The organism is Streptomyces sp. NPDC028722 (assembly GCF_040637655.1).
GTDB lineage: Bacteria > Actinomycetota > Actinomycetes > Streptomycetales > Streptomycetaceae > Streptomyces.
The window spans coordinates 164,737-187,784 of record NZ_JBEZWU010000002.1 but is presented as its reverse complement, the minus strand read 5'-3'; the positions used below and the strand labels follow the sequence as shown (position 1 = coordinate 187,784).

The 23,048-nt window shown below is 70.6% G+C and carries 21 protein-coding genes and 1 pseudogene; 5 read left to right on the top strand and 17 right to left on the bottom strand.

The features are described from left to right. Window positions 1-25 precede the first annotated feature (25 nt). The 4 genes from AB0F03_RS03570 to AB0F03_RS03555 all read right to left on the bottom strand — a co-directional run bounded on the left by AB0F03_RS03570 (window position 26) and on the right by AB0F03_RS03555 (window position 3,738). On the bottom strand, window positions 26-1,426 hold the full coding sequence (locus AB0F03_RS03570) for an FAD/NAD(P)-binding oxidoreductase (protein WP_361986119.1): 1,401 nt from the start codon (window positions 1,424-1,426) through the stop codon (window positions 26-28). Beyond that, window positions 1,423-1,641 (bottom strand): ferredoxin, encoded by a 219-nt coding sequence (locus tag AB0F03_RS03565; protein ID WP_352218551.1) that lies wholly within the window; start codon window positions 1,639-1,641, stop codon window positions 1,423-1,425. The genes AB0F03_RS03570 and AB0F03_RS03565 overlap by 4 nt, the downstream gene beginning before the upstream one ends. A 473-nt stretch (window positions 1,642-2,114) precedes the next feature. Next, window positions 2,115-3,218, bottom strand: a complete 1,104-nt coding sequence (locus tag AB0F03_RS03560) for an AI-2E family transporter (RefSeq protein WP_361986117.1) — start codon at window positions 3,216-3,218, stop codon at window positions 2,115-2,117. 289 nt (window positions 3,219-3,507) lie between these two features. Further along, a complete protein-coding gene (locus AB0F03_RS03555; protein WP_361986115.1) occupies window positions 3,508-3,738 on the bottom strand; it encodes an STAS domain-containing protein in 231 nt (76 codons plus the stop codon). 631 nt (window positions 3,739-4,369) lie between these two features. Here AB0F03_RS03555 and AB0F03_RS03550 point away from each other — a divergent pair. Continuing rightward, complete coding sequence (locus tag AB0F03_RS03550; RefSeq protein ID WP_361986113.1) at window positions 4,370-5,065, top strand: hypothetical protein; 696 nt, start codon at window positions 4,370-4,372, stop codon at window positions 5,063-5,065. Between the two features lie 563 nt (window positions 5,066-5,628). On the opposite strand, the gene AB0F03_RS03545 is transcribed toward AB0F03_RS03550, so the two are convergent. Then, a complete protein-coding gene (locus AB0F03_RS03545) occupies window positions 5,629-6,306 on the bottom strand; it encodes a GAP family protein (protein ID WP_361986111.1) in 678 nt (225 codons plus the stop codon). Between the two features lie 499 nt (window positions 6,307-6,805). Between AB0F03_RS03545 and AB0F03_RS03540 the strand changes: the two genes are divergently transcribed. The 3 genes from AB0F03_RS03540 (at window position 6,806) to AB0F03_RS03530 (ending at window position 9,966) form a co-directional block, all read left to right on the top strand. Beyond that, window positions 6,806-7,936, top strand: coding sequence for a catalase family protein (locus AB0F03_RS03540; protein ID WP_361986109.1), 1,131 nt, complete (start codon window positions 6,806-6,808; stop codon window positions 7,934-7,936). A gap of 78 nt (window positions 7,937-8,014) precedes the next feature. After that, on the top strand, window positions 8,015-9,406 hold the full coding sequence (locus tag AB0F03_RS03535) for a Dyp-type peroxidase (RefSeq protein WP_361986107.1): 1,392 nt from the start codon (window positions 8,015-8,017) through the stop codon (window positions 9,404-9,406). A gap of 80 nt (window positions 9,407-9,486) precedes the next feature. Continuing rightward, window positions 9,487-9,966, top strand: coding sequence for a hypothetical protein (locus AB0F03_RS03530; protein WP_361986106.1), 480 nt, complete (start codon window positions 9,487-9,489; stop codon window positions 9,964-9,966). A 150-nt stretch (window positions 9,967-10,116) separates the two neighbouring features. Here AB0F03_RS03530 and AB0F03_RS03525 read toward each other — a convergent pair. The 6 genes and pseudogenes from AB0F03_RS03525 to AB0F03_RS03500 form a co-directional block, all read right to left on the bottom strand. Further along, window positions 10,117-10,448: pseudogene (locus AB0F03_RS03525) on the bottom strand (IS110 family transposase); the annotation flags it as partial. Between the two features lie 10 nt (window positions 10,449-10,458). After that, window positions 10,459-10,827 carry a hypothetical protein gene (locus AB0F03_RS03520; RefSeq protein ID WP_361986104.1) on the bottom strand — a complete coding sequence of 123 codons (369 nt, stop codon included), beginning with the start codon at window positions 10,825-10,827 and terminating at the stop codon, window positions 10,459-10,461. 38 nt (window positions 10,828-10,865) lie between these two features. Continuing rightward, on the bottom strand, window positions 10,866-11,261 hold the full coding sequence (locus AB0F03_RS03515) for a hypothetical protein (protein WP_361986102.1): 396 nt from the start codon (window positions 11,259-11,261) through the stop codon (window positions 10,866-10,868). 160 nt (window positions 11,262-11,421) lie between these two features. Next, complete coding sequence (locus AB0F03_RS03510; RefSeq protein WP_361986100.1) at window positions 11,422-12,729, bottom strand: MFS transporter; 1,308 nt, start codon at window positions 12,727-12,729, stop codon at window positions 11,422-11,424. 39 nt (window positions 12,730-12,768) lie between these two features. Continuing rightward, window positions 12,769-13,689, bottom strand: coding sequence for a TauD/TfdA family dioxygenase (locus AB0F03_RS03505; RefSeq protein WP_361986098.1), 921 nt, complete (start codon window positions 13,687-13,689; stop codon window positions 12,769-12,771). 113 nt (window positions 13,690-13,802) lie between these two features. Next, complete coding sequence (locus AB0F03_RS03500; RefSeq protein WP_361986698.1) at window positions 13,803-14,396, bottom strand: TetR/AcrR family transcriptional regulator; 594 nt, start codon at window positions 14,394-14,396, stop codon at window positions 13,803-13,805. A 270-nt stretch (window positions 14,397-14,666) separates the two neighbouring features. Between AB0F03_RS03500 and AB0F03_RS03495 the strand changes: the two genes are divergently transcribed. Continuing rightward, entirely contained in the window at window positions 14,667-16,055 is a 1,389-nt protein-coding gene (locus tag AB0F03_RS03495) for an MFS transporter (RefSeq protein WP_361986096.1), read from the top strand. 50 nt (window positions 16,056-16,105) lie between these two features. Here AB0F03_RS03495 and AB0F03_RS03490 read toward each other — a convergent pair whose 3' ends face one another. The 6 genes from AB0F03_RS03490 to AB0F03_RS03465 form a co-directional block, all read right to left on the bottom strand. Then, a complete protein-coding gene (locus tag AB0F03_RS03490; RefSeq protein WP_361986094.1) occupies window positions 16,106-18,025 on the bottom strand; it encodes a GAF domain-containing protein in 1,920 nt (639 codons plus the stop codon). Between the two features lie 76 nt (window positions 18,026-18,101). After that, window positions 18,102-18,938 carry a 3-hydroxybutyrate dehydrogenase gene (locus AB0F03_RS03485; RefSeq protein ID WP_361986092.1) on the bottom strand — a complete coding sequence of 279 codons (837 nt, stop codon included), beginning with the start codon at window positions 18,936-18,938 and terminating at the stop codon, window positions 18,102-18,104. A 54-nt stretch (window positions 18,939-18,992) separates the two neighbouring features. Beyond that, complete coding sequence (locus AB0F03_RS03480) at window positions 18,993-19,472, bottom strand: NUDIX domain-containing protein (protein WP_361986090.1); 480 nt, start codon at window positions 19,470-19,472, stop codon at window positions 18,993-18,995. Window positions 19,473-19,610: 138 nt separating this feature from the next. Continuing rightward, on the bottom strand, window positions 19,611-21,221 hold the full coding sequence (lnt, locus tag AB0F03_RS03475; RefSeq protein WP_361986088.1) for an apolipoprotein N-acyltransferase: 1,611 nt from the start codon (window positions 21,219-21,221) through the stop codon (window positions 19,611-19,613). 232 nt (window positions 21,222-21,453) lie between these two features. Then, the gene (locus tag AB0F03_RS03470; RefSeq protein WP_361986087.1) at window positions 21,454-21,999 is read right to left on the bottom strand and encodes a hypothetical protein; all 546 of its coding nucleotides are present in this window, start codon (window positions 21,997-21,999) and stop codon (window positions 21,454-21,456) included. A gap of 234 nt (window positions 22,000-22,233) precedes the next feature. Further along, window positions 22,234-23,031, bottom strand: a complete 798-nt coding sequence (locus AB0F03_RS03465; RefSeq protein WP_361986085.1) for an aspartate/glutamate racemase family protein — start codon at window positions 23,029-23,031, stop codon at window positions 22,234-22,236. Window positions 23,032-23,048 lie beyond the last annotated feature (17 nt).

Here is a 23,048-nt window from a genome sequence, read left to right as displayed (position 1 = left end):
CGGTCGCTTCACCGCGAGAGGTGCCTCAGCTTCGGGGCCGGAACACGGCACTGCGCTCGCTCGGGTCGTGGCCGGTCAGGACGACTTCGGGTATCGCGGTCGGGACGCCCGGTTCCGGGAACCGCGCGGGCATCGGCTTGGTGTCGTCGGGCAGGTCCCAGCGCGGTGGCGGGGGCGGGAAGGGGCCCGATTCCTCGATCAGCCGCCCGTAGTGTTCCAGCCACTTGCCCTGATTGAAGGTGACGGCGCCGACGATGCGGCCCCGGCGGCCGTAGGCGGCGGCGAAGCGGCGCTCCTCGACCGACCCTTGCGTGAAGACGATCTCGTCGCCGAAGGACGGCACGCCGACGGACTTGATGTTGACGCCGAACTGGCCGGACCAGAAACCGGGCAGCAGCAGGTGCGGGCGGTAGTGGGGTTCGAGGTTCACCATGTTGTGCGCGGCAGCCTGGGCGCCGAGGACGGCGTTGTCCCAGTGCTCCATCGCCAGGAACTGGTACTCGTACAGCACGTGGGGTGCGCGCGCGACATCCCCCGCCACATAGACGCTGTCGGTCACCACGCCGTTGATGTCGAACGCCCGACCACCGGCGTCACAGCCCACACCCCAGAAACCGGAGGCCAGCCCGGAGCCCTCCAGCCACTCCACATTGCGGATCGACCCCAGCGATGCCACCACCACGTCCGCCTCGATGCTGGTCCCGTCGGAGAACCGGGCACGCCGCACGTGCCCGTCGGCGTCGCCCTCCAGCGACGACACGCCCACCCCGCAACGCAGGTCCACGCCGTGGTCGCGCTGCATCTGCGCGGCTATCTCCCCGATCACCCCGCCGAGCGCGCCGACCAGCGGGGCCGAGCCCCGCTCGGCAACGGTCACGGGGAGATCGAGTTCCCGGCAGACGGAGGCCATCTCCGAGCCGATGAACCCGGCACCGATCATCAGGACCCGTGACGGCCCCGCGGCCAGCGCCTGTTGCAGCCGCGCGGCATCATCACACGAGCGCAGCGTGTACACGCCCGCCAGCGCGGCCTCGACCGGGTTGGGCCACTGGCGCGCGCGGGTACCCGTGGCGATCAGCACCCGGTCGTACGGGACCTCCTCGCCGTCCGCCAGACGCACACGTTTGGTCGCCCGGTCCAGCCCGGTGGCGGCCACCCCCAACCGCCACTGCGCATCCACCTCCCGCAGGCGCGGCAGCTTGGTGTGGTCGGCCGGCACCCACCCTTTGAGCACTTGCTTCGACAGCGGAGGACGGTCGTAAGGCTCGTACGGCTCGTCCCCGATGATGGTCAGAGGCCCGCTGAAACCTTCCTCACGCAACGCTTCAGCGGCCCGAAGTCCAGCCAGAGAGGCGCCGACGATGACGATCCTGCCGTTGGCCCTGAAGCTGCGCACCACCTCCGCAACCATTGCGGGTACGGTCATGGCGTCACGCTCCGCTCCGCGCCTTCCAGGCGGTCGATCACGATCGCCTGCACCGGACAGGCGGCAGCGGCCCGCTGAACCTGCAGGCGCTGCTCGTCATCCGGGTTCGGCTCGTAGGTGAGCGTCTCGTCACCACTCAGCCGGAAGACCTCGTGGGCCAGGAACACGCACTGTGCGTATCCCTGGCAGCGGTTCAGGTCCACGACGATCCGCATGGCGGACTCCTTCCGTCCTGTCTCCGGCCTCAACAGCGGCCATCGAGGCGCTCGCTCGTCTCCGCCGTAGTCATCACGTCGTCAGGCTCTTGGGTCAGACGCTGCACAGCGGACCCGCTCCAGCCGAGCCGCCCGCCCAGGCGTCCGCGTGTCGGAGATCGTTCGGCGCGGCGGCCCCCTCGCAGGACCCTTACGGCCGACAGTCCGCGCGGGCCGAGGAACGCGGTACACACGCGACGGCCCGGGCGTCGAGGCGATCCCGACCACCCTCCATATACAGGACTATTCGCCTCGTATTCCGTGATCGCAAATGCGCTAGCAGGGAAAACGTGCCAGGTGTCGCATAGGTCGGCCCACGATGGGCGGCGTTGGCGGCCACGTTGCGGCAAGACGGACGGCCGGGGCCAGGCAACCGACGGCTCTTGGGCCGGCCGACGCATCCAGGGGGAACCCGCTCACACAGTCGCGGCCCGTCATTCGGGGGCGTCGGTCCGGTCGGGACTCTCGGCACTGATGTCTGCCCGCAGCGGCAGCCGCAGCGGCCGACCGCCGCGGTGAGCCCAGATGTCGCCGAGGACGACTTGGATGATGCCGGTGACGGGAATCGCCAGCAGGGCACCGAGGATCCCGGCGACTTCAGCGGCGATCAGGATGGCCAGCATCACGGTGAGGGGGTTGAGCTTCACCGTCCGCGACAGGATGACCGGTTGCAGGAGGTGGTTCTCGGCCTGCTGATAGACGATGAAGAAGACGACGGCTCCGATGCCGGCCGGCAGGGAGTGAAGAAACGCTGCCGCGGATGCGACGACGGCCCCTATGGTGGCGCCCACCAGAGGGATGAGGTCGGTCACGGCGACGAAGAGGGCCAGCAGACCGGCGAACGGCACTCCGGAAACCACCAGTACGACGTAGGTCAGGACCCCGCAGATGACGCTGATCAGCAAGTTTCCGGTCAGATAGCCGTTGACGGTACGGGCGCACGCGGCTCCGACGCGGCGTATGCGGGCCGCGGGCGCCTCGTCCACGAGGGCCAGGGACCGGTCTACGGCCTTGGGGCCCTCCAGCACCATCAGATAGGCCAGGACGAAAATGCTGAGAGTCCCCGCGGCGGTGGTCGCGGCACCGCGGACGAACTTCAGGACGGGCGTGCCCAGTCCGGTGGCGAAGGAACGGATCTGCGACTGATGGTGCTGGACATACCGCAGGGCGTGAGTCCGCTCCAGCACATCCCCGACCGGCCCGCGGCCGGCCCGGGCGTCCCTGATCATCACGGGCAGACGACCGGCGAACCGGGCTCCCTCCTGAGCCAGGGGAATGACGAACAGGGCGACCACCGCGCCGACGACCACGGCCGCGGCCAGGAAGACCAGCAAGGTGGCCACCGACCGTCGGCAGCGCGGCACCCGTCGCTGCAACGCCTCGACCGCGGGATGAAGGGAGACGGCCAAGAACAGCGCGATGACCGCCCAGATCAGGACCCGGCGAGCCTGCACCACCAGCAGGAGTACGGCATAGGTGGCGAGCACCAGACCGATGGTGGCGAGGATGGTCCGCACCGGAACCGAACGCGTCGCCATGGGCGCTGGGTGCCCAGCCTCGGTCACTGCAAACGGGGAATCTCCTCCCCCGGTGAGCCGTGATGTCCCTGCATGTCGTACCTGCCGGACTCTGACACACGGTGCGGCGAGTCGCCGTACCGTCACCGAGGGAGCCGATGCAACCAACGGATGCCTCGGCCGTCCTTCCTGGATCGCCCGCAAGGCCGCTGGGCCGCCGGTCACGTCCTGGGTATCGAGAAGGCCCGTCCGGCTCTCGCCTGTACTCTGCTGCATGCGCAGCCCGGACGGACAGGACTCCCTGGGTGTGTCAGGCATTGGCCCATTCCTCGGCTGTCCCGGGTACGTCGCCTGCGGCAGGAGTCTGGAGGGCGGCGTCCACCGTGGGGAAGACGGGGAACACTTCCTCAAGGCCGAGAATGCGCCACACCTGCTCGTAGTGGGCGCTGAGGGCGGCCACGCTCAGGGTGTCGGCGCGTTGGCCCAGGGTGCGCGACAGCGTGATGAGCATGCTGATGCCGGAGGAGTCCGTGTACGTCACCTGGGATGCGTCCAGTACCAGGGTGGTGCAACCGCGGTTGACCCAAGTCCTCGCACTGGGCGCCGACAAGGGGTGCGTTGTCCTAGTCGACCGTCTCCGGAAGCTGTGCAATCGTCACGTTCTCGTGCCGCATCCGGACAGTGAGCATGAAGAAGGGACTCCCTTCCAGATCGTTTCCGTCGGGCCGTGTCACAGGAGTGCTGCGGGCTTTGCGTCTGTTCCACAGTTCGCCCCGGTTGTCCAGAGGCAGACCGACGCATTACGCGGGTGGCATGTCCGCTGCGGGTAACGGCCTACCGAATGCAACGCGTCCGCCGTCCCTGCCGGACGGTGCCCGGCCCAGAACACCGTCCGGGCCGGACGACAGCGGTGCGGTTCTATTCCGGCAGCTCGGTGCGGAGCCTGCCGTTCGGCGCACGCGGCGATCTTGTCGCGCAGGGCGGGCAGGTCCCCGCTGCTGTGGGCGAACACCTCTCGTTCTGTCGGGGACACCACGGCGGCAGAGGAGAAGCGTGACGACCAGACCAATGACGAAGACGGCCGCCGACGACCAGTAGGCGGTGGAATAGCCCCCTGAGTCCTCTGAGCGAGCCCGCGCCGGGGCTGGCAGACTGATTCTGTGGTTCCGCTGATGACCACGACCGACCAGGCCGCGTCCTCATCGCTCTCAGGCGCCGGCGTGGTGTCGGTTTGCGCGTTGCTCTTCACCGTGGCGTCGTTCTGGTGGCTCAACGCCAGACAAGGGCGGCTGAAGACGTGGGAACCGCACGCCTTCGCGGCGATCATCCACTCGTCCACGGCCCGCGTGCGGCTCCCGCTCGTCCTTCACAACACGGGCCCCAAGCCGATCGTCGTGCAGGACCTCATCCTGACCTTCCCCGAGGAGCCGGCATCTCACCTGCCGCTGCTGTGGGTGTCCTCACCGTCCCACCTCCAGCCGGAGCCGAACGAGGACGCGAAACTACGGGCCGGCTTCGTCGTACCCGGGAGAGAAGCGCAAGAACTATTCTTCGAGTTCGAGGCACCGTTTTCCGGGTTCATGCCAGACGCTCGCGACTACCAGGTCCAGCTGCAGGCGAGGGTCGGCCACCGCAAAGGGTGGCGCCGCCTGCTGACGTTCACCCTGCGGGCCGCCAACATCATCGATCCGGACAGCTACACCGTCTACAACAACGCACCGGTGGAGCTGACTAAGGAAGACCAAAAAAGGGCGGATGCCGCACTCCTCGAACTATTGGAAGAAGACAAGGGCGACGACTCCGCTCCAGGCGGCGGGAGACAGCGGAATTCCCGACACGACGACGGCGACACCGGCACGGGCCACTGATGCAGCGCGCGCCGGCCGAGCGTGCACGCGCGGCGAGCAGGACATGGTGACTCGGCCCGGCAAGACGTACGCCTCGTGTTCGATACGGCGACGTTGGGGGGCGTCCGCCCGAAGTGGGCAAGGTGATGGACCGCAACCGCGCACGGGATGAAGACCGAGGCCGTCGGCCACTCGCCACGTCGAATTGCAGCAGGTCACCCAGGGGCCTCGCCGTATCACCGACGCCTGAGCGGTTGCTCGTCGATGCGGGGACGCGGGCGCAGACCTTCACGTCCGCCTTGCCGATGTCGATTCCGGCGCATCGCTCGTGGACCACGTCCATGCCCCGGTCCCCCTCCCGCGTCGTGTGCAGCAGCCGTCCGGCGGGGACCGACCAGGCAAAAGAACGCTTGGGGGGGGCGCCGTCCGGGGATCGGATCACTCAATGACGAAGTCAAGCCCCATCTCCAGGTGCCCGCTCTGCCGCCCCCATCGCCTGGTGACTGGCCACTGCCCGAGCGGCGCGCCCTGCCGCCACGCATGTCACGCCGCCTGCTCGTGCCATCGATCCAACACGGGCGCACTCAGGTGGTGAGAATACTGATGCCGTCCCCGAGTAGTTTCAGACCGAGAACGAAGAACAGGACGGCCATCACGGCGACGTTGTGCTGGGCTGCCCAGTCCCGCCAGGAGCCGAGTACGTGCTTCGCCCGTTCTCCCATGATCAGGTAGACGGCCAGCGGCGCGAGGACTCCGAGAGACGCGATGATCACAAAAATGGCGAGCGTCGCGATCTGCTGCGGAACGGCGATACCAGCCGAGCTGATCGAGGCGCCTGCGGCAATGGTGAGTGGTGCGTTCTTGAGGTTGGCGGCCGACAGGGCCAGGCCCAGTGCCAGGATCTTGATGGCGGTGAAGCGATCGATCGCGGCCATCCATTTCGGCAGCTGGGCCTGGGACGGGTCGGTGGGGCGCCGGCGCCATTGCCGGGCGCCGAAGAGAACCAGTAGCACGCCCAGGGCGAGCTTGAGGCCGCCTACCCAGGTCGCCGGCTGCTTGTGTGCGGAGGCTCCGGCGGGGCCGCCGATCACCAACATGATCGTGCCCAGTGCCGCGAGTCCGAGGAGCCAGCCGAGAGCGAACAGTGATCCGTTGAGGCGTCCGCTCGGCGTGGCCAGGATGAGGATCATGGCCACGATGGGAAGCGGGCTGACCGCGACAGCGGCTGCCAGTCCCAGTACATCACCGACAGCGTGTCCCAAGGCGGCCTCCGCACGTGGTCGTAAAGATCGATCTGCAAGGACAGAGGACCAGGAGACCGGCTGACTCGCCCGCGCAATCCGGCTTGGTCTTCACGTACATGGTCAGGTGGCGTCTGCCTCGAGGCGCGTTGGCCGAGACGAACGGGTGAGCGGCCGGCGCTTTGAGGGGCCGCGGGACGGCTGCGGGTGCCATCGGATGGTTCGTGAGTGGACGCCAACGGCCGTTTCCGACGCGCGCTCGCCTTCCCGGCGTGCCTACGATGAGTTGTGTGAGGGCGCTCATCAGCTGGATGCTGATGGCGCCCGCAGGGCGCGTCGGGTCAGTCAGTCGCACCGGTAGGACGCCCACTGTTCGGCGGGTGGCTCGATTACCTGGGACACGGGCGCCGGCACTCTACTGAGGCGCTCGGGAAAGTACGTTGCCGTGCTCTCCCGGGACCCCAATGGAAGGGCTGTGCGCCCACAAGATGCTTCAGGCAAAAGAGGAGACGGTCGCGTCATGCCTGTGTGCTTCATCCCTTACGCGCCGGATGTGGAGATCGACGAGCCCGGCTTCGACGAGAACGTGCAGAAAGTGATCGCCAAGACGGAGGAGTACATCACCGGATCGGTGACGACCGGAGGTACCGGGCAGGCGGTCCGCGACGCTCACGCCAAGGGCTATGGGCTGGTCAGGGGGGAGATGGAGATCCTCGACGGGCTGCCCGAAGAGTACGCCCAGGGCATCTACGCCGCCCCGGGCAAGCACGATGCGTTCGTGCGGTTCTCCAACGGCTCCCCCCACGTCGGGGCCGACGCGCGTCTGGGACGCGCGACGGGGCTGGCGTTGAAGAATTTCGACATCGGGGGTCCGATGCTGCTGGAGGACGAGCCCGACAGCCAGGCGTTCGACTACAACCTCATCAACGCGCCGGTCTTCTTCTGCAACACCGTGCAGCACTACCTGTTCATCCTGGACCTGTTCCTCAGGGCCGGTGAGTACTTCGCCGACGGCAAGCGCGGCCGGCACCGCTTCTACCGCGAGTATGTGACCGGAAAGGGAACTCTCAGCGAGGACGACTGGGCGTGGGAGGAGTTCCTGACCTTCCTCACCGTCGCGCAGCGCCCTCTGGTCAACGTGCTGCTGTCGGCCTACACGACGATGGGGGCTGTGCGGCACGGTGACTACATCGCCAAGGTGCGTATCGCCCCCGACCCCGGCCGCGCGGCGACGGTGGTCGAGCGCCGCATGGACGTGACCTCGGCGGAAGAGGTCTTCCGGCCGGCCCTGGTGTCCGAGTTGCGTGAGAGGCCCTACACGTTCGACATCCAGGTGCAGCTGTGTGCCGACCTGGAGCGGATGCCGGTGGAGGACCTCACGGTCGAGTGGCCGGAGCAGTTGTCCCCGTACGTCACGGTCGCCAAGCTCCGTCTTCCCCAGCAGGACATCTCCGGGGAGGACGACCTCCGGCGCATGGATGCGCTGTCCTTCACGCCCTGGCGGGTGACGGAGGCGCACCGACCGCCGGGCAGCCTGATGCGGGCCCGCAAGGAGGTCTACCGCCACGCCTCGATCCTGCGATCCTGCGCCATCGCCTCAACCAGCAAGAACGGCGCGAGCCGCGCAGCGCGGACGAGGTGCCGCTGCTGACCACCGCGGTCCCTCACCACTGACCCTCTGCACACATCTCCCCGGCACGGTGCCACCACGACACGGAGACGGAACACGATGGCAGACAGCGCGGGCCAGGCCGAGGAGCAGGTGCTGGAGCTGGACGACATCCAGGGCACTCTGCTCAGGCAGCGCCCCATGCCCTTCACCGGCGCTTACTTTCTACTGCGCATCGACGACCCCGGCGACGGCCGGCAGATGCTCGCCCGCCTGGTCCCTCACGTCGCCTCGGCGACCCAGTGGTGGGATCCCCCCAACCGGGCGTGGCTCAGCGTCGCGCTGAGTTACTCCGGGCTGCGGGCTCTCGGCGTGCCGCAGGAATCGCTGGACAGCTTCCCCGACGCCTTTCGCGAGGGCATGGCGGCGCGTGCCGAACGGCTCGGGGACACCGGCGACAGCAGTCCCGGTCACTGGGATGCCCCACTGGGCAGCGCGGACGTCCATGTCGCGGTCTCCGTGTTCGCCCCGGACGCCGCCGCGATGGAGTCCCTGCTGGCCACGGCCCGCGAGACACTCAGGGACCTGCCCGGGGTGTCGGTCGTCTACCGGCTGGACGCCTCGGCTCTGCCCACCAAACGCACCCACCTGGGCTTCGTGGACGGCATCGGCGAGCCCGACATCGAGGGCTCCGGCGTGGCCAGCATCGCGCAGCGGATGAGCGGCGGTGACTACGGCTACCTGCCCGGCTTCGGCCCCACCATCAAGGCCAGCGAGTTCGTACTCGGCTATACCAACGAGCTGGGCCGGCTCACGCCCATGCCCCAGCCCGACGTCCTGGGCCGCAACGGCACCTACGTAGCCTTCCGCAAACTGCACCTGCGGGTCGCCGAGTACCGCCGCTATTTGAAGGACAACGCCGCCTCACCCGAAGAAGAAGAGCTGCTCGCGGCCAAGATGGTCGGCCGCTGGCCCAGCGGCGCACCCCTGGTGCTCGCGCCCGAGCACGACGACCCCGATCTTGCCACCGATCCTCACCGCATCAACGACTTCACCTACCACGAGCAGGATCCCGCAGGCCAGCGTTGTCCGCTTGGCTCCCACATCCGGCGGATGAACCCCCGCGACGCCCTGGCCGACACCCTGGTGGACGTGAAACTGCACCGAGCCCTGCGCCGCGGCACCCCGTACGGCCCCATGCTCCCCGAGGGGGAACTGGAGGACGACGGCGCCGAGCGCGGCATCGTGTTCATCTTCATGGGAACCGAACTCGTCCGGCAGTTCGAGTTCCTCAAGTCCCAGTGGGCCAATGACGGCGACTTCGTCGGCCTCGGCGACGAGAAGGACCCGATCGTGGGGAGCAATGACGGCACGGGCACCTTCACGATCCCCAAGCGGCCCGTGCGCCGCCGGCTCCAGCAGCTGCCCCGCTTCGCCGTGACCAAGGGAGGCGAGTACCTCTTCCTGCCCGGCATCCGTGCTCTGAAGTGGATTGCCGAACGTGATACCTGAGCCGCGTGTGCAGGGCCAGACCGGATTCGATCCCGACTTGCCCCACCCACCCGCGGCGTTCCGAGAAGGGATGTCCTGACATGGCGACGAACACACAGACACCCAGCCGCCCAGGTCTGCGACAGGGCAAAACCAACGAGTTCACCCTCTTCTTCAACGTCAAGCCCGGCCACGCACAGCAGATCCGCGACCTGTTCGAAGAGGGCCCCGACTACGAGAGGCGACGGGACGCAGCCGGCCGCATCGGCACGCTCCACGACGCACGCTGGGTCCTCTTCGACAACGACACCCGCCTTCTGTTCGCCAGCAACTTCGACGGTGACTGGGACCAGTACATCGACGACTTCGGTGCGATAGTCCCCGACCTGTTCGACGGCGTCCTGCAGCACACCGAGGACTACCCGGGCATCAATGACCCCGGCATCAAGGATTTCGTCATCGCCCACCAGGCCACAGCGTGCTCCTACTTCCGCGGCGCACCCGAAGCCACGATCACAGACATCCAGAAGGCACTACGCGTCAACAAGGCATTCCAGCAACTGCTCGACGCGGCAAGCTGACGCCGAGCGCACCGAGTCCCGGACCGGCTTCGAGCTGGACGGCCCATCGCGTTGCAACGAGCGCGTTCCCTGACACGGCATGGGCACTGTCCGTGGCCGGCACACAATGGCCTGGAAACAGGGCCCCACGAATCCGGGCCAGGAAACCCGTCAGGAGCACGCCTGCGTGACCGGCGGGCTTTCAGTGAGGACGTGGCTGTCACGCAGCAGGACCCACAGAACGCTGACACGTCGTCGCGCAAGCTCGATGACGGCCTGCCCATGCTTGAGTTCCTCGCCGCATTTCTTTCAGGTAGGAGTCCCCGCTCGGGCCCTCCCGCGCGATGCTGGTCCGAGCAGAAGGATGGAGCACCCTGCGAAGGCGCCGACTACAGCGTTCTGGCCGGCGGGTTGCCAGTACGACGCACGGATCCACGCGGTACGTGACGCAGATCGGCCGCGGAGGCCAGGGGCCGGCATCCGTAGGCCGACAGGTCACCGGCGGGTTTCTGGTCAGCCGCGGAGCGCGGAGGCGAAGAGAGCGGGCAACTGGGCGGCACCGGGTGCGGCGGTGAAGCGGGTGAGTCGTTCGAGGGTGGTTCGGCCCGTACGGCTTGTGACGAAGTACGGCGGACGCGGCGAGAGCGAGGGGGAGCCGCTGAACAGACCGCGGGGGGCCGGGGCGAAGGGCGCGCGCAGCACCGTCTTCTCGACGCCGTTGAGCATGAAAGCGTTGTGGACGAATCCCGTTCCGCTGCCGATGGCCTGACGCGTGTGCCCGGGGTGGGCGCCCCAAGGGGTGTAGCCGAGCAAGAACCCGGTGCCGGACCAGCAGTTGACACCCAGGGTGCCGTAGCGGAGTGCGGCGACGGCCTCCTGCACGGCGGCCGCTGCGGCCTTCTCGGTACGTGGGTGGACGATCAGGGTGCCGCCGAGGGTGCCGGGAAGACGGTCGTTGGCGAAGCGGAGCCCCGGTATTCCCCCGCGGCCTCGGCCACGACCTGCCCGGGCGTGATGCCGTCGCGCATTTTCACCTCGGCACGGAAGCCACTGAGCAGCAGGCGGTCCCAGCCGGTGACAGGGAAGACGTCGACCACGGTGCGCCCGTCGTGGCTGCGTACGGCGGCGGCGGCGTCGACGGGGTCCTTGCCTGCGGCGATGCGGCGCAGCACATGCAGGAGGGCGCTGGTGTTCCGGGCGAGGGCCCAGGGGCCGCCGGCCCAGTCCTCTGCGGCGCAGGGGGAGTCGGGCGCGTATCCCTTCGCCCGGGCGCCGGCCGCGGCCAGGTCGGCGGCCCCGTCGAGGATCCGCGGCATGAGCCGTTCGAGCAGGGCGATGCGCTCGGCGAGCGGGGTGGCGGTCCAGGACTCGGCGTGCAGGCGCAGTTCGCGCAGGGCACGGTCCAGGGCCGGGTGTCGAGGGTCGTGCTGTTCACGTCACTCCTTGGCGGGAGGGGGGTGGGTCGGCGCGAAGGCGTCACGCGGCCAGGTGGCGCGCGTCGCGAACGGGGTCGATGAGGGTGACGGCGGCGATGCCGCCGGCGAGGAGCAGGACGCCTGCCAGGAGCACGGCGTGCCGGTAGCCGGCGGCGCCCTGCGTGTCGACGAGGTGTCCGGTGAGGGTGGGCGCGATCAGTCCCGCGGTGGTGACCACCGCGTTCATCAGGCCCAGGGCACCGCCGCGGCGGCGCACCGGGGCGAGTTCGGCGACTGTGGTGACCGCGATGCTGGTCATTACCCCGCACATCCCGAACCCGAGCAGGAGCAGGAGCACGGTGAGTGGTCCGCGCGGAGCCCCGGGCAGGGCGAGACAGGCCACGGCCGAGATGAGCAGCGTGATGCCGCCGACGCGTGCCCGGGCCCACCGGCTGGTGACGCCGCGCCGCAGCAGCCGGCCGGTCAGCCCCGCCTGCCCGAGTATGGCCACTGCGGCGGCCGTCCAGAGCATGGCGATCAGGCTCGCCGCGGTGGTCGTGGTGTAGCCCAGTGCGTCGTGCAGGTACGAGGGAAGCCACACGAGCAGCAGGGCGACACACCAGTAGGTACTGAAGTAGGCGACCGTGGCGCCGATCCAGGTACGGGTACCGAGGATACGGCGGTAGGGGACGTCGGCCCGCGCCTCGCCGGTAGCGGTGGACCCGGCCGGGCTCGGGGTGGTGCCCGCGTGCCGGCCCTCGCGGCCGACGCCGAGCCACCCCGCCGCCCACAGTGCGCCCGCCGCCGCCACCACGCCGAAGGCCGAGCGCCAGCCATGGTGATGGATGACCCAGGTGAGTCCGGGGGCTGCCGTCACGACCCCCAGCGCGGTGCCGACGGTGATCAGGGCTCCGGGGAGGTTCCGACGCTCGTTGGGAAACCACGACAGAGCGCTGTGCTGGGCGACGGGGAAAGCCGGGCCTTCCGCCGCCCCCAGTACGATCCGTGAGGCCACCAGCGCGGCCGTACCGGCGCCCAGTGCCATCGGCAGCTGCGCCACCGACCACAGCAGGGCCATGACCAGCAACAGCGACCGCGGCCGGACCCGGTCGGCCAGCAGTCCCACCGCGCCGCCGCAGAGGGAAAACAGCACGAAGAAGGCGCTGTTCGCCAGCCCGAACTCGGTGGCGGACAGGCCGAGGTCGTGACGGATCGGGTCGGCGGCGAGTCCGAGGACGGCCTTGTCGGCGAAGTTGACCATCATGAAGACCACGAGCAGCGCGGTGACGGTCCACGCGCGGCGTACGGACTCGCGGCCGGTCACCGAGGGCTCGGCGGGCATGACAGGGGCGACGTCAGCGTTGGTCACGGGGGCTCCGCGGGGGTTCGCAGGGGCTGGGCGCGGAGCTCAGGCGAGCGGGACGCCGGCGATCGCAATGCGCTCCATCACGCGCCGCGCCGGGTGGTAGTCGTTGATCGCGTAGTGCTGGGTGGCGATGTTGTCCCATATCGCGACCGAGTCGGCTTGCCAGCGGAAGCGGACCTGGTACTCGGGAACACGGGCCTGCAGCACGAGCTCGTCGAGCAGTTCGCGGCTCTCGCGATCGGGCAGACCCACGATCCGCACGGTGAACGGCTCGTTGACGTAGAGCAGCTTGCGGCCCGTGCGCGGGTGCCGGGCGGCCACAGGGTGCTCGACCGGCGGCAGCGTGCCACGCAGCGCCTCGATCTGCTCCGGCGTCATCAGCGCACCCCAGCTGGGCACCCAGTCGTGCACCGCGGTGAGCCCCTCGATCCGCTCCTTCATCTCCTCGGAGAGGTTGTCGTACGCGGCGCCCATGTCCGCCCACATCGTGTCACCACCGGCGGCCGGGATCTCCAGCGCGCGCAGTACCGAGCCCAGGGCGGGGGCGGCCATGAAGGAGTGGTCGCTGTGCCAGATGTTCTCACTGCCGACAGCCATGGCGTCCTTGGCCAGGCGCGAGACGCCGACGGTCTCGCCCTTCGGGAAGAAGGGGTTAGGCTCCGGCTCGCCCCAGATCCCGGCGAGGGCATGCTGCGCGTCCGGGTTGAAGGCGTGCTGGTCGCGGAAGAAGATCACCTTCCATTCGAGCAGGGCCTGCTTGAGCTCCTCGGCGAGCTCCTCGCCCATCGGCTGCGACAGGTCGACGCCGCTGATCTCCGCGCCGATATGCGGGGTGAGCGGCGAGATCCGCAGGTGTCCGTAGGTGAACGCCGGAGCGCCGGGCGCGGTGCGCTCCAGCACACGGGGGCCGTAGTGCATCAGCGGCTTGTCGACAGCAGGGCGGGGTGTGAGAGGGGCAGACATGTGGGCCTCCTCGGTCGCGGCGAAAATCGTTACCGGAAGTATCGATATTGGGGTGCGAGGCGGCAAGAGCTGATCGCAAGATTTTCGAGCGGTTCGGCGGGATGCCGCGCGGCTCAGGCGGAGTGACAGACCGCGCGGGTCACCATGTCGACGAGGTCGTCCGCGAGACGGGCGTCGGGCAGCTCGCGTTCCGCCAGCAGGCGATAGATCAACGGCGCCGCGACGAGGGTTGCCGCGGACCGGACGTCGATGTCGGGCCTGACCTCTCCACGACCGATCCCGCGCTCGAGAATGCTGCGGGTCTCCCCCATCATCCGCCCGACGAACTCGGCGTACGCCTCGCGCGCTCCGGCGTCGTCCGCGGCCGCCCCCATCATCTCGGCCATGAGCCGGTCCGTACCGGGCTGCCGGTAGGCCGCCAGCCGCGCGGTGAGCACCTCGCGCAGCTCCGCCCTGAAGTCGCCCAGGTCCGGAACGGACAGCTCGCCGATGTGCCTCTCCGCAGCCGCGATGATCATTGCCTGCTTCGTGGGCCAGCGCCGATAGATGGCCGGCTTGCTCACTCCGGCACGCGCCGCCACGGCGTCCATGGTGACTCCACCGATGCCCAGCTCCGTCACCAGCTCGATGACCGCCGTCAGGGCAGCACTCGCCACCCGCTCGTCCCGCGGGCGCCCCGGCCCGCGCTCAGCTTTCCGCGCCTGCATGCCGACCACGGAACGAGGATACGAGCCCGGCTGGCCTCGTCCGGCCGGAGGTCCGCGGATCCGGGCCGCTCGCTGTACGCCCATGGTGGCTGCCGACCCGCGAACCGAGCCACGGACGCGTATGCCCGTCCCTTCCGTGAGCCGGCATGGTGGCGGCACGCATAGCCAACACTCGAACTATGTTGCCCCACCACATGTGCCCCTGACCTGCGTCTTCCTACCGTGTGCCGACACGTACCCGTCCCCACCGCACACGAGGAAGTGGCGCACATGGCCTCCGGAACCACCGCTCCCCCACCCCCCGCCAGCCTCCCCAGAATCGTCGCCGCGAGCCTCATCGGCACCACCATCGAGTGGTACGACTTCTTTCTCTACGGGTCCGCCGCCGCGCTGGTGTTCAACAAGGTGTTCTTCCCGGACTCCGATCCGCTGGTGGGGACGCTGTTGTCGTTCCTGACGTATGCCGTGGGATTCGCGGCGCGTCCGCTGGGGGCGCTCGTGTTCGGGCACTACGGTGACCGGCTGGGGCGGAAGAAGCTGCTGGTGCTCAGTCTGGTGCTGATGGGCGGGGCGACGTTCGCCATCGGGCTGCTACCGACCCACGCGACCGTCGGCAGCGCCGCACCCGTCCTGCTCACCACGCTGCGGCTGGTGCAGGGGTTCGCGCTCGGTGGTGAGTGGGGCGGGGCCGTGCTGCTGGTGTCGGAGCACGGGGACGCGCGACGGCGCGGTTTCTGGGCGTCGTGGCCGCAGACCGGTGCGCCGGCCGGGCAGCTGCTGGCCACCGGTGTGCTCTCCCTGCTGACCGCCGTGCTCTCCGACGACGCGTTCGGCGCCTGGGGCTGGCGCATCCCGTTCCTGCTCTCCGGCGTGCTCGTCGTCGTCGGTCTGTGGATTCGGCTGTCCGTCGATGAATCCCCCGTCTTCAAGCAGGCGTTGGAACGGGCCGAGGCCCGGAAGGACGGCGAGACGGAGCAGCTGCCGCTCGTCTCCGTGCTGCGGCACCACTGGCGGGACGTGCTCGTGGCCATGGGCGCGCGGATGGCGGAGAACATCAGCTACTACGTCATCACCGCGTTCATCCTCGTGTATGCCACCACCTCGGCCGGTGTCTCGAAGCAGACCGCGCTCAACGCCGTACTCGTGGGCTCCGCCGTGCACTTCGCCGTCATCCCGGCCTGGGGCGCGCTGTCGGACCGGGTCGGACGGCGGCCCGTCTACCTGTTCGGTGCGGCCGGTGTCGGCCTGTGGGCGTTCCCGTTCTTCGCGCTCGTGGACACCGGCTCGTTCGGGTACCTGGTGCTGGCCGTGACCGTCGGACTGGTGCTGCACGGCGCCATGTACGCACCCCAGGCCGCGTTCTTCGCCGAGATGTTCGCCACCCGGATGCGCTACTCGGGCGCGTCCATCGGCGCCCAGTTCGCCTCGGTCGCCGCCGGTGCGCCGGCCCCCCTCATCGCGACCGCGCTGCTCTCCGACTACGACAGCTCCACTCCCGTCGCCCTGTACGTGATCGCCGCCGCCCTGCTGACCCTGGTGGCGGTGGCCCTCTCCCGGGAGACACGGCGCCGGGACCTGACCGAGGCCGAGGGGGAGCGCGAGGGTGGGGGCGGGGAGGCCGCCAAGGCCGCTTCGACCGCGCAGGCACCCACCGTCTGAGGGGGCGGGCGTTCCGGGACGGCTCCGGCCGGCTTCCGCGAGGTGGCCGGTCACAGCCGTCCCGGCGCGGCCAAGCGATGCAGTCTCAGGGCCAGTTGGATCTCCAGGGTGCGGGCGGGGGTCTGCCAGTCCGCGCCGAGCAGCCGGCCTACGCGCTCCAGCCGCTGCGCCACCGTGTTCACGTGGACGTGCAGCGCGTCCTTGGTGCGGGCGGGACTCATCCCGCCGGCGAAGTACGCCTCCAGGGTCCGCAGCAGTTCCGTGCCGCGCCGTCCGTCGTACGAGACCACCGGGCCGATCGTGCGGTCGACGAACCCGGCGATGTCCCGCTCCCCCGCGAGCAGGAGGCCGAGGAACCCGAAGTCCTCGGCCGCCGCGCCGTCCCCGGCCCGGCCCAGCAGGCGCAGCGCGTCCAGGCAGCGGCGGCCCTCGGCGTAGGCGGCGGTCACGGTCTCGGGGTGCGCGGTGAGGGCGGTGACGGGTGCGGAGGCGCCGACGGTGACGGGCTGGTGGACGGCCGTGCCCAGCTCGCGGGCGGCACGGCGGGCCACCTCGGCGGCGGTGTCGCCGGTGCCGAGCGGCAGCAGCAGGACGGTGCCGCCGTCGCGGGCGGCCGCCAGTCCGTGCCGGGTGGCGGCGAGGTGGGACGCGGCGGACCACAGCCGGCGGCGGGCCCCGGCCTCCTCGTCGGCGTCGGCCGCCGGGCCGTCGAGGCGGGCGGCGAGGACGACGTGGGTGGCGTCGAGGTCGGCGTGGAGGCGGCTGGCGCGTTCGCGCAGCAGACGCGGGTCCCGGTCGCGCGCGTCCAGCAGATCGTCGAGCAGCTCACCGCGCACCCTCTGTTCGGCCTCGGCGGCGGAGCGGCGGGCGAGCAGGAGCAGCGAGGTGACCATCGCCGCCCGTTCCAGGGTGCGTTGGTCGACCGGGTCCAGGCCGGGGTGGCCGCGCAGGATCAGCGCGCCGAGGAGTTCGCCGCCGGCGGCCACCGCGGCGATCCAGTCGCTGCCGTGCCGTACGGCGTGGCCCTCGGCGCGTGATGCCTCCAGGGCCGCGGCCGGTGCCGTCCGTGCCTCGGTGAACTCCACGGTGCCGTCGAGGACCTGGGAGACGGCCGCGGCCACGTCGTGGACCCCGCCGCCGCGCAGGACGAGTTCGGCGAGCCGGTCGTGCACGTCGGAGGCGCGTTCGATGACGGCACTGCGGTCCTGGATGATCTCGTTGGCGCGTTCCAGTCCGGCCAGGGCCGAGCGGGTCTCGGTGAGCAGGTTGGCGGTGTCGATGGCCGCTGCCGCGAGCGCGGCGAAGGAGCCGAGCAGGGCGATCTGCTCGCGTTCGAAGACGCGGGCCCGCCGGTCCGCCGCGAACAGGACGCCGATCACGTGCGGGCCGAGCATCAGGGGTACGCCGAGGATGGCGACCAGGCCCTCGTCGCGCACGCCGCCGTCGATGGCGAGGGTGTGCTGGAACCGGCCGTCCTGGAAGTAGTCGTCGGTGACGTACGGTCGCGCGGTCTGGGCGACGAGTCCGCCGAGTCCCTCCCCCATGCCGAGGCGCAGCTGCTGGAAGCGGGCGGAGACGGAGCCTTCCGTGACCCGCATGTAGGTGTCGCCGCGTGCCGGGTCGTTGAGGCTGAGGTAGGCGACGTCCGTGCCGAGCAGGGAGCGGGCGCGCTGCACGATCGCCTGGAGGACGGCGTCCAGGTCGCGGAGGCCGGCGAGGTCGTGAGCGGTCTCGAACAGCGCGGACAGCTCGGCCTCGCGGCGCCGGCGCCCCTCCAGTTCCGCGCGCACGCGCAGGGCGAGCAGTCTGGCCTCTTCGAGCGCGGCGATGCGGCAGGCCGGCTCGCCCTCGGCTCGGGCGAGCAGTACGGGCTGCTCGTAGGCCTCCGCGGAGGCGTCGCGGGCCAGCAGGTCGAGGTACGGGGCCTCGGCGCTGCCGCTGGGTGCCGACTGGAGGTGATCGCGGGACATGGTCACAGGATTCCGTATCGGCCGCCCGGCCCGGCAGCCCTGTGGACAACTGCCGGAGCCGGTGCCGCCGGGCTGGTCAGTGGGCTGTCCACCCGCCGTCCAGGACGAGGGAGGTACCGGTGACGAAGGACGCCTGGGGGCTGCACAGGTAGGCCACCGCCTCGGCGACCTCCTCGGGTTCGATGAGCCGCTGTACCGCGCTGTCCTTCAGCAGGATCTCGGACAGCACGCGCTCCTCGGGGATGGCGTGCGCCTGGGCCTGGTCGGCGATCTGCTTCTCGACCAGTGGGGTACGCACATAGGCCGGGTTCACACAGTTGGAGGTCACTCCGTGGGCGGCGCCTTCCAGCGCGGCCGTCTTCGACAGGCCTTCGAGACCATGTTTGGCGGCCACATAGGCGGACTTGAAGGCCGAGGCGCGCAGACCGTGGACGGAGGACACGTTGACGATCCGGCCCCAGCCCTGCGCGTACATGTGCGGGAGGGCGCCGCGGATCAGGCGGAACGGTGCCTCCAGCATCACGGTCAGCACCGTGTGGAACACCTCGGGCGGGAAGTCCTCGATGGGGCGCACGAGTTGCAGCCCGGCGTTGTTGACCAGCACATCGGTTCCGGCGGCGGCGCGTTCGGCGGCGTCCAGGTCGGTGAGGTCCACGACCCGCGGTACGACGGTCCCGGCGAGGCCGCCGGCCCGCTGCCCGGCGGCCCGTTCCGCCTGTGCGGCCAGCTCGGCCAGGCCGGCGGCGTCCCGGTCCACGGCACGGACCTCGGCCCCGGCGGCGGCGAGCCGCAGCGCGCAGGCGCGGCCGATGCCACTGGCGGCACCGGTGACCAGGGCGGTTCGGCCGCCGAGGTCGAGGGCGAGGGGCTGGACGCTGGGTCCGGGGCCGGGCAGGGGGGTGGGCGAGGTCATGTGCCGACCCTAAGCGGAACCCGAAGGTCACCACATGTGGCGACGCCCCATACTTCAGCCGACAGTCGTAGGGTCGAACCATGTGGGTGCGTCGGACATGGCCTGCTTGATCCGGAAGAGCCCGAACTCGTTGAGCGGGGGCAGTGCGTCCACGGCGAACCAGCCGACGTCCAGCGACTCGTCGTCGTTGACGCGGGCCTCGCCGCCCACCGCCCGGCAGCGGATGGTGATGTCCATGTACTGGCAGACGTCGCCGTTGGGGTAGGTGACCGGGTCCAGAGCCTGTACCAGCACGACCCGTTCGGCGACGCAGTGCACCGCCGTCTCCTCGAAGACCTCACGCACGGCACAGGCGGCGGGCTGCTCGCCCGGCTCCGGGATGCCGCCGATCACCGACCACTTGCGCGTGTCGGTGCGCCGGCCGAGCAGCACGCGGTCCTCGTCGTCGAAGACGATCGCGCTGACCCCGGGCAGCCAGAGCAGCTGCCGGCCGGCGGAGGCCCGGAGCGTGCGGATGAAATCAGGAGTAGCCATGATCCGACCCTAGCGGGACGGATCATGGGGAGACCGGTCCCCTGGCCCCGCCCGGTCACCGGCCACTTCCTGAAGCGTCCGAGGGTCGTACAGCGGCCGCTCGGCGCGTGCCCCGCGGCCGTGCGGTGATCGGTACGGCTACGCGGCGCCGGCGCGCCGGGCGCGCAGGCCGGACCCGATCGCCCAGCCGATCCCGCCCGCCGCGACCAGTACCAGCGCCATTTCCGGCAGGATGCCCAGGTCCGTCGCGGGGGTCGTGGAGGTGCGCAGCGGCACCTTCTGGACGAGGTAGGCGGGCACGAACATGCCGGTCCTCCGGGTGATCCGCCCGTCCGGCATGATGACCGCGCTCACCCCGCTGGTCACCGGCACGGTCACCGTGCGGCTGTGCTCCACGGCACGGATGCGGGACATGGCGAGTTGCTGGTAGGTCATCTCGCTGCGGTCGAAGGTGGCGTTGTTGCTCGGCACGGAGATCATCTGCGCGCCGTGCGTCACCGTGTCCCGGACGGCCCAGTCGAAGGCGGCCTCGTAGCAGGTGGCCAGGCCGACCTTGACGCCGTCGAAGTCGAACACGCCCGGCTTGCGGCCGGGGCTGATGTCCTGGCGGACCATGCTGGTCCAGTTCGAGTTGATCGCGCCGATGAAGGAGCGCAGCGGAAGGTACTCGCCGAAGGGCTGGATCTGCCGCTTGTCGTAGGTGTGCGTAGGGCCCTTGACCGGGTCCCACAGGATCTGTTCGTTGAGCAGCTTGCCGTCCCGCTCCACCACGCCGCCCACGGAGATGGGGACACCGATGTCCTTGGCCGCCTGCTCGATGACGAGGGCGGCGTCGGGATACTCGAAGGGGTCGATGTCGGAGGAGTTCTCCGGCCACAGGACGAAGTCGGGCCTGGCGGCCCTGCCGGCCCTGACGTCGGCGGCGAGCTTGTGCGTCTCTCGCGCGTGGTAGTCGAGCACGGCCCGCCGCTGGGCGTTGAACTCCAGCCCGGAGCGCGGCACGTTGCCCTGGATGACCGCCACGGTGGCCGTGCCGTTCTCCGCGCTGTCGCTCACCAGCGCGCGGGCCGCGACCGCGCCGGCCACCGGTACGGCGACGCTCAGCAGCGCGGCGGTCGCGGCGGCGCGCCGCAGGACCCGCGTCCGGCGCTGCTCGGCGATCAGCCGCCCCGCCTCGTACAGGCCGAATCCGCACAGCACGACACCGAACCCGAGCACCGGACTGCCGCCCACCGCGGCGAGCGGCAGGAAGACACCGTCCGCCTGACCGAACGCGATCTTGCCCCAGGGGAAGCCGCGGAAGGGCACGCGCGCGCGTACCGCTTCGCCGGCGACCCACATGGCGGCGGCCCACACCGGCCAGACCGGCAGCCTGGAGACGGCGGCCACCCCCACGGCGACCAGCGCGACGAAGACCGCCTCCACGGCGGCCAGGGCCAGCCAGGGCACCGGGCCGACCTCCACACCGGTCCACACGAGCAGCGGCAGCAGGAAGCCGAGCCCGAAGAGGTAGCCGAGCCCGAGGGCGGCCTTCCAGCTCCGGCCGCGCAGCACCCAGCCGAGGCCGGCGAAGGCGGGGAGGGCCAGCCACCACAGGGTGCGCGGGGGGAAGCTGACGTAGAGCAGCACCCCGCAGAGCGCGGAGGCGGCGGCCGGGACCAGGCGCAGCAGCCGGCCGCCGCGCGCGCCGGGGGCGGGCTGCGGCTGGAGCTGGTCCGGCTGGTCCACGGAAGTTGCGGTGACGGTCACCCGGGTGAGTGTACGGCGGTGGACGTCACCGCCGACAGCACGGTTCGGCGCCGGTGCCCCGGCGGTTGTCGCTGGTCGGCGCCGTTCCCGAGTACCGGTGGTCCGGCCGGCCGTCCCCGCGACGGTGCCACCGGCCGGGGGTCGGTGGCACTCGGCCGGGCGGGTGGGAAGGGCGTCGGGGTCGTCCGCACATCACCCATGGGTACGGCCCGGTGGACCCGCCGGGGAGGGGTCAGCGAGCCGGTCCCGGTGTGATCGTCCGCAGCCGGTCCCTGATGACCCGTACCGCCGATTCCGCGTTGTCCACGGTGATCGTGAACATGTGGCCGTCCCACAGGCGCAGCACGATGCCCTCGCCGCGGCGCACGACCACCGCGGTACCCATCTCGGGGCGCCAGCGGTAGCCCCAGCCGCCCCACTGCCGGGGAGTGACGAGGGCGGCGAAGTCGGCGCCGGCCACGGCGGAGAGCGGGATACGGCGGCGCGGCAGCCCTATGTGGCCGCAGCGCACTTCCAGGCACTCCCTGTCGAGCCTGAGGTCGACGTGCACGAAGGCGAGCGTGCCGAAGATGACCAGCAGGCCGGCGGCGATGCAGCCCACGACGGACATCGCGAGCGCCGCGACGCCCGAACTCCAGGCCGAGTCGACGGCCAGCTCGATGCCGAGCGCCAGGCAGGCGGCGCCGACCAGCGCCAGCAGCCACTGGACCCGATTGGTGGCGCGCCCGGTCCAGACGTCGGGCTGGGGGCCCTCGACGGCGTGGGGGTGGTCCCTCATGTTCACGAGGTTACTCAGGTTTCGCTGCGGTGGTACCCGCTCGCGGAGGGTGACCGCTCGGCGCGCCCCGCACAAGGCTCCGTGCGATGCGCACCGGCCCCGGCGCGACCGCACAGGCCGGGCCACGAACCGCTGCACGCGGCCCGCACCCCGAAACCTCACCTCGGTACCGCACCCGCACCGAGCACCGCGCCCCGGAACCGCACCCGCACCCCGGCGTCGCTCCGGGGCGTGTCACCTGTGGTCGGCGACCGAACCGACGGGCGGCAGCAGCTGCCCCTCGGCGTAGTGCAGCGCGGTCGCGGGCAGCCGGCCGCTCTCCCGACCGCTCAGCAGGACCGTGAGGGTGCCGTCGGCGGGCGCCTCCGGCGCGGGCTGCTCGCCGAGCCGGCGCAGGGCCTGGGCGGCCACCGCGCCGGCGGAGCCGTGCAGGACGAGCGGGGCGGCGGCGGGCTGCTGGACGGAGGTGCGGATACGTTCCGCCACCAGTTCGTAATGGGTGCAGCCCAGGACGACGGTCGTCACATCGTCGGGCGTCAGCCGGGCCGCCGCGGCGACGGCGGCGTCGATGGCCGTCTCGTCCGCGTGCTCGACGGCCTCGGCGAGACCCCAGCAGGGCACCTCGGTCACCCGGACGCCGTCGGCGAACGCCTCGATGAGTCCGCGCTGGTAGGCGCTGCCCGTGGTGGCGGGGGTCGCCCAGATCGCGACGGGGCCGCCGCCGGCCGCGGCCGGCTTGATGGCCGGGACCGTGCCGATGACCGGTATGCCGGGCTCCAGACGGGCGCGCAGCGTGGGCAGGGCGTGCACGGTGGCGGTGTTGCAGCCGATGATGAGCGCGTCGGGCCGGTGGGCCGCGGCAGCCTCGGCGACGGCAAGTGCGCGCCGGGTGAGGTCTTCGGGGGTGCGCGGTCCCCATGGCATGCCGTCGGGGTCCAGGGAGAGCACGAGATCCGCATCGGGCCGCAGGCGCCGTACCGCGGCGGTGGCCGCCAGCAGGCCGATTCCGGAGTCCATGAGCGCGATCTTCACCCGGCCACGATAGACGA

What these genes read in the sequence shown, in the direction of transcription:
- AB0F03_RS03570 (WP_361986119.1), bottom strand. Translation starts at nt 1,426, where the DNA reads ATGACCGTACCCGCAATGGTTGCGGAGGTGGTGCGCAGCTTCAGGGCC.
- AB0F03_RS03565 (WP_352218551.1), bottom strand. Translation starts at nt 1,641, where the DNA reads ATGCGGATCGTCGTGGACCTGAACCGCTGCCAGGGATACGCACAGTGC.
- AB0F03_RS03560 (WP_361986117.1), bottom strand. Translation starts at nt 3,218, where the DNA reads ATGGCGACGCGTTCGGTTCCGGTGCGGACCATCCTCGCCACCATCGGT.
- AB0F03_RS03550 (WP_361986113.1), top strand. Translation starts at nt 4,370, where the DNA reads ATGACCACGACCGACCAGGCCGCGTCCTCATCGCTCTCAGGCGCCGGC.
- AB0F03_RS03540 (WP_361986109.1), top strand. Translation starts at nt 6,806, where the DNA reads ATGCCTGTGTGCTTCATCCCTTACGCGCCGGATGTGGAGATCGACGAG.
- AB0F03_RS03535 (WP_361986107.1), top strand. Translation starts at nt 8,015, where the DNA reads ATGGCAGACAGCGCGGGCCAGGCCGAGGAGCAGGTGCTGGAGCTGGAC.
- AB0F03_RS03530 (WP_361986106.1), top strand. Translation starts at nt 9,487, where the DNA reads ATGGCGACGAACACACAGACACCCAGCCGCCCAGGTCTGCGACAGGGC.
- AB0F03_RS03515 (WP_361986102.1), bottom strand. Translation starts at nt 11,261, where the DNA reads ATGCCGCGGATCCTCGACGGGGCCGCCGACCTGGCCGCGGCCGGCGCC.
- AB0F03_RS03505 (WP_361986098.1), bottom strand. Translation starts at nt 13,689, where the DNA reads ATGTCTGCCCCTCTCACACCCCGCCCTGCTGTCGACAAGCCGCTGATG.
- AB0F03_RS03500 (WP_361986698.1), bottom strand. Translation starts at nt 14,396, where the DNA reads ATGCAGGCGCGGAAAGCTGAGCGCGGGCCGGGGCGCCCGCGGGACGAG.
- AB0F03_RS03495 (WP_361986096.1), top strand. Translation starts at nt 14,667, where the DNA reads ATGGCCTCCGGAACCACCGCTCCCCCACCCCCCGCCAGCCTCCCCAGA.
- AB0F03_RS03490 (WP_361986094.1), bottom strand. Translation starts at nt 18,025, where the DNA reads ATGTCCCGCGATCACCTCCAGTCGGCACCCAGCGGCAGCGCCGAGGCC.
- AB0F03_RS03485 (WP_361986092.1), bottom strand. Translation starts at nt 18,938, where the DNA reads ATGACCTCGCCCACCCCCCTGCCCGGCCCCGGACCCAGCGTCCAGCCC.
- AB0F03_RS03480 (WP_361986090.1), bottom strand. Translation starts at nt 19,472, where the DNA reads ATGGCTACTCCTGATTTCATCCGCACGCTCCGGGCCTCCGCCGGCCGG.
- AB0F03_RS03470 (WP_361986087.1), bottom strand. Translation starts at nt 21,999, where the DNA reads ATGAGGGACCACCCCCACGCCGTCGAGGGCCCCCAGCCCGACGTCTGG.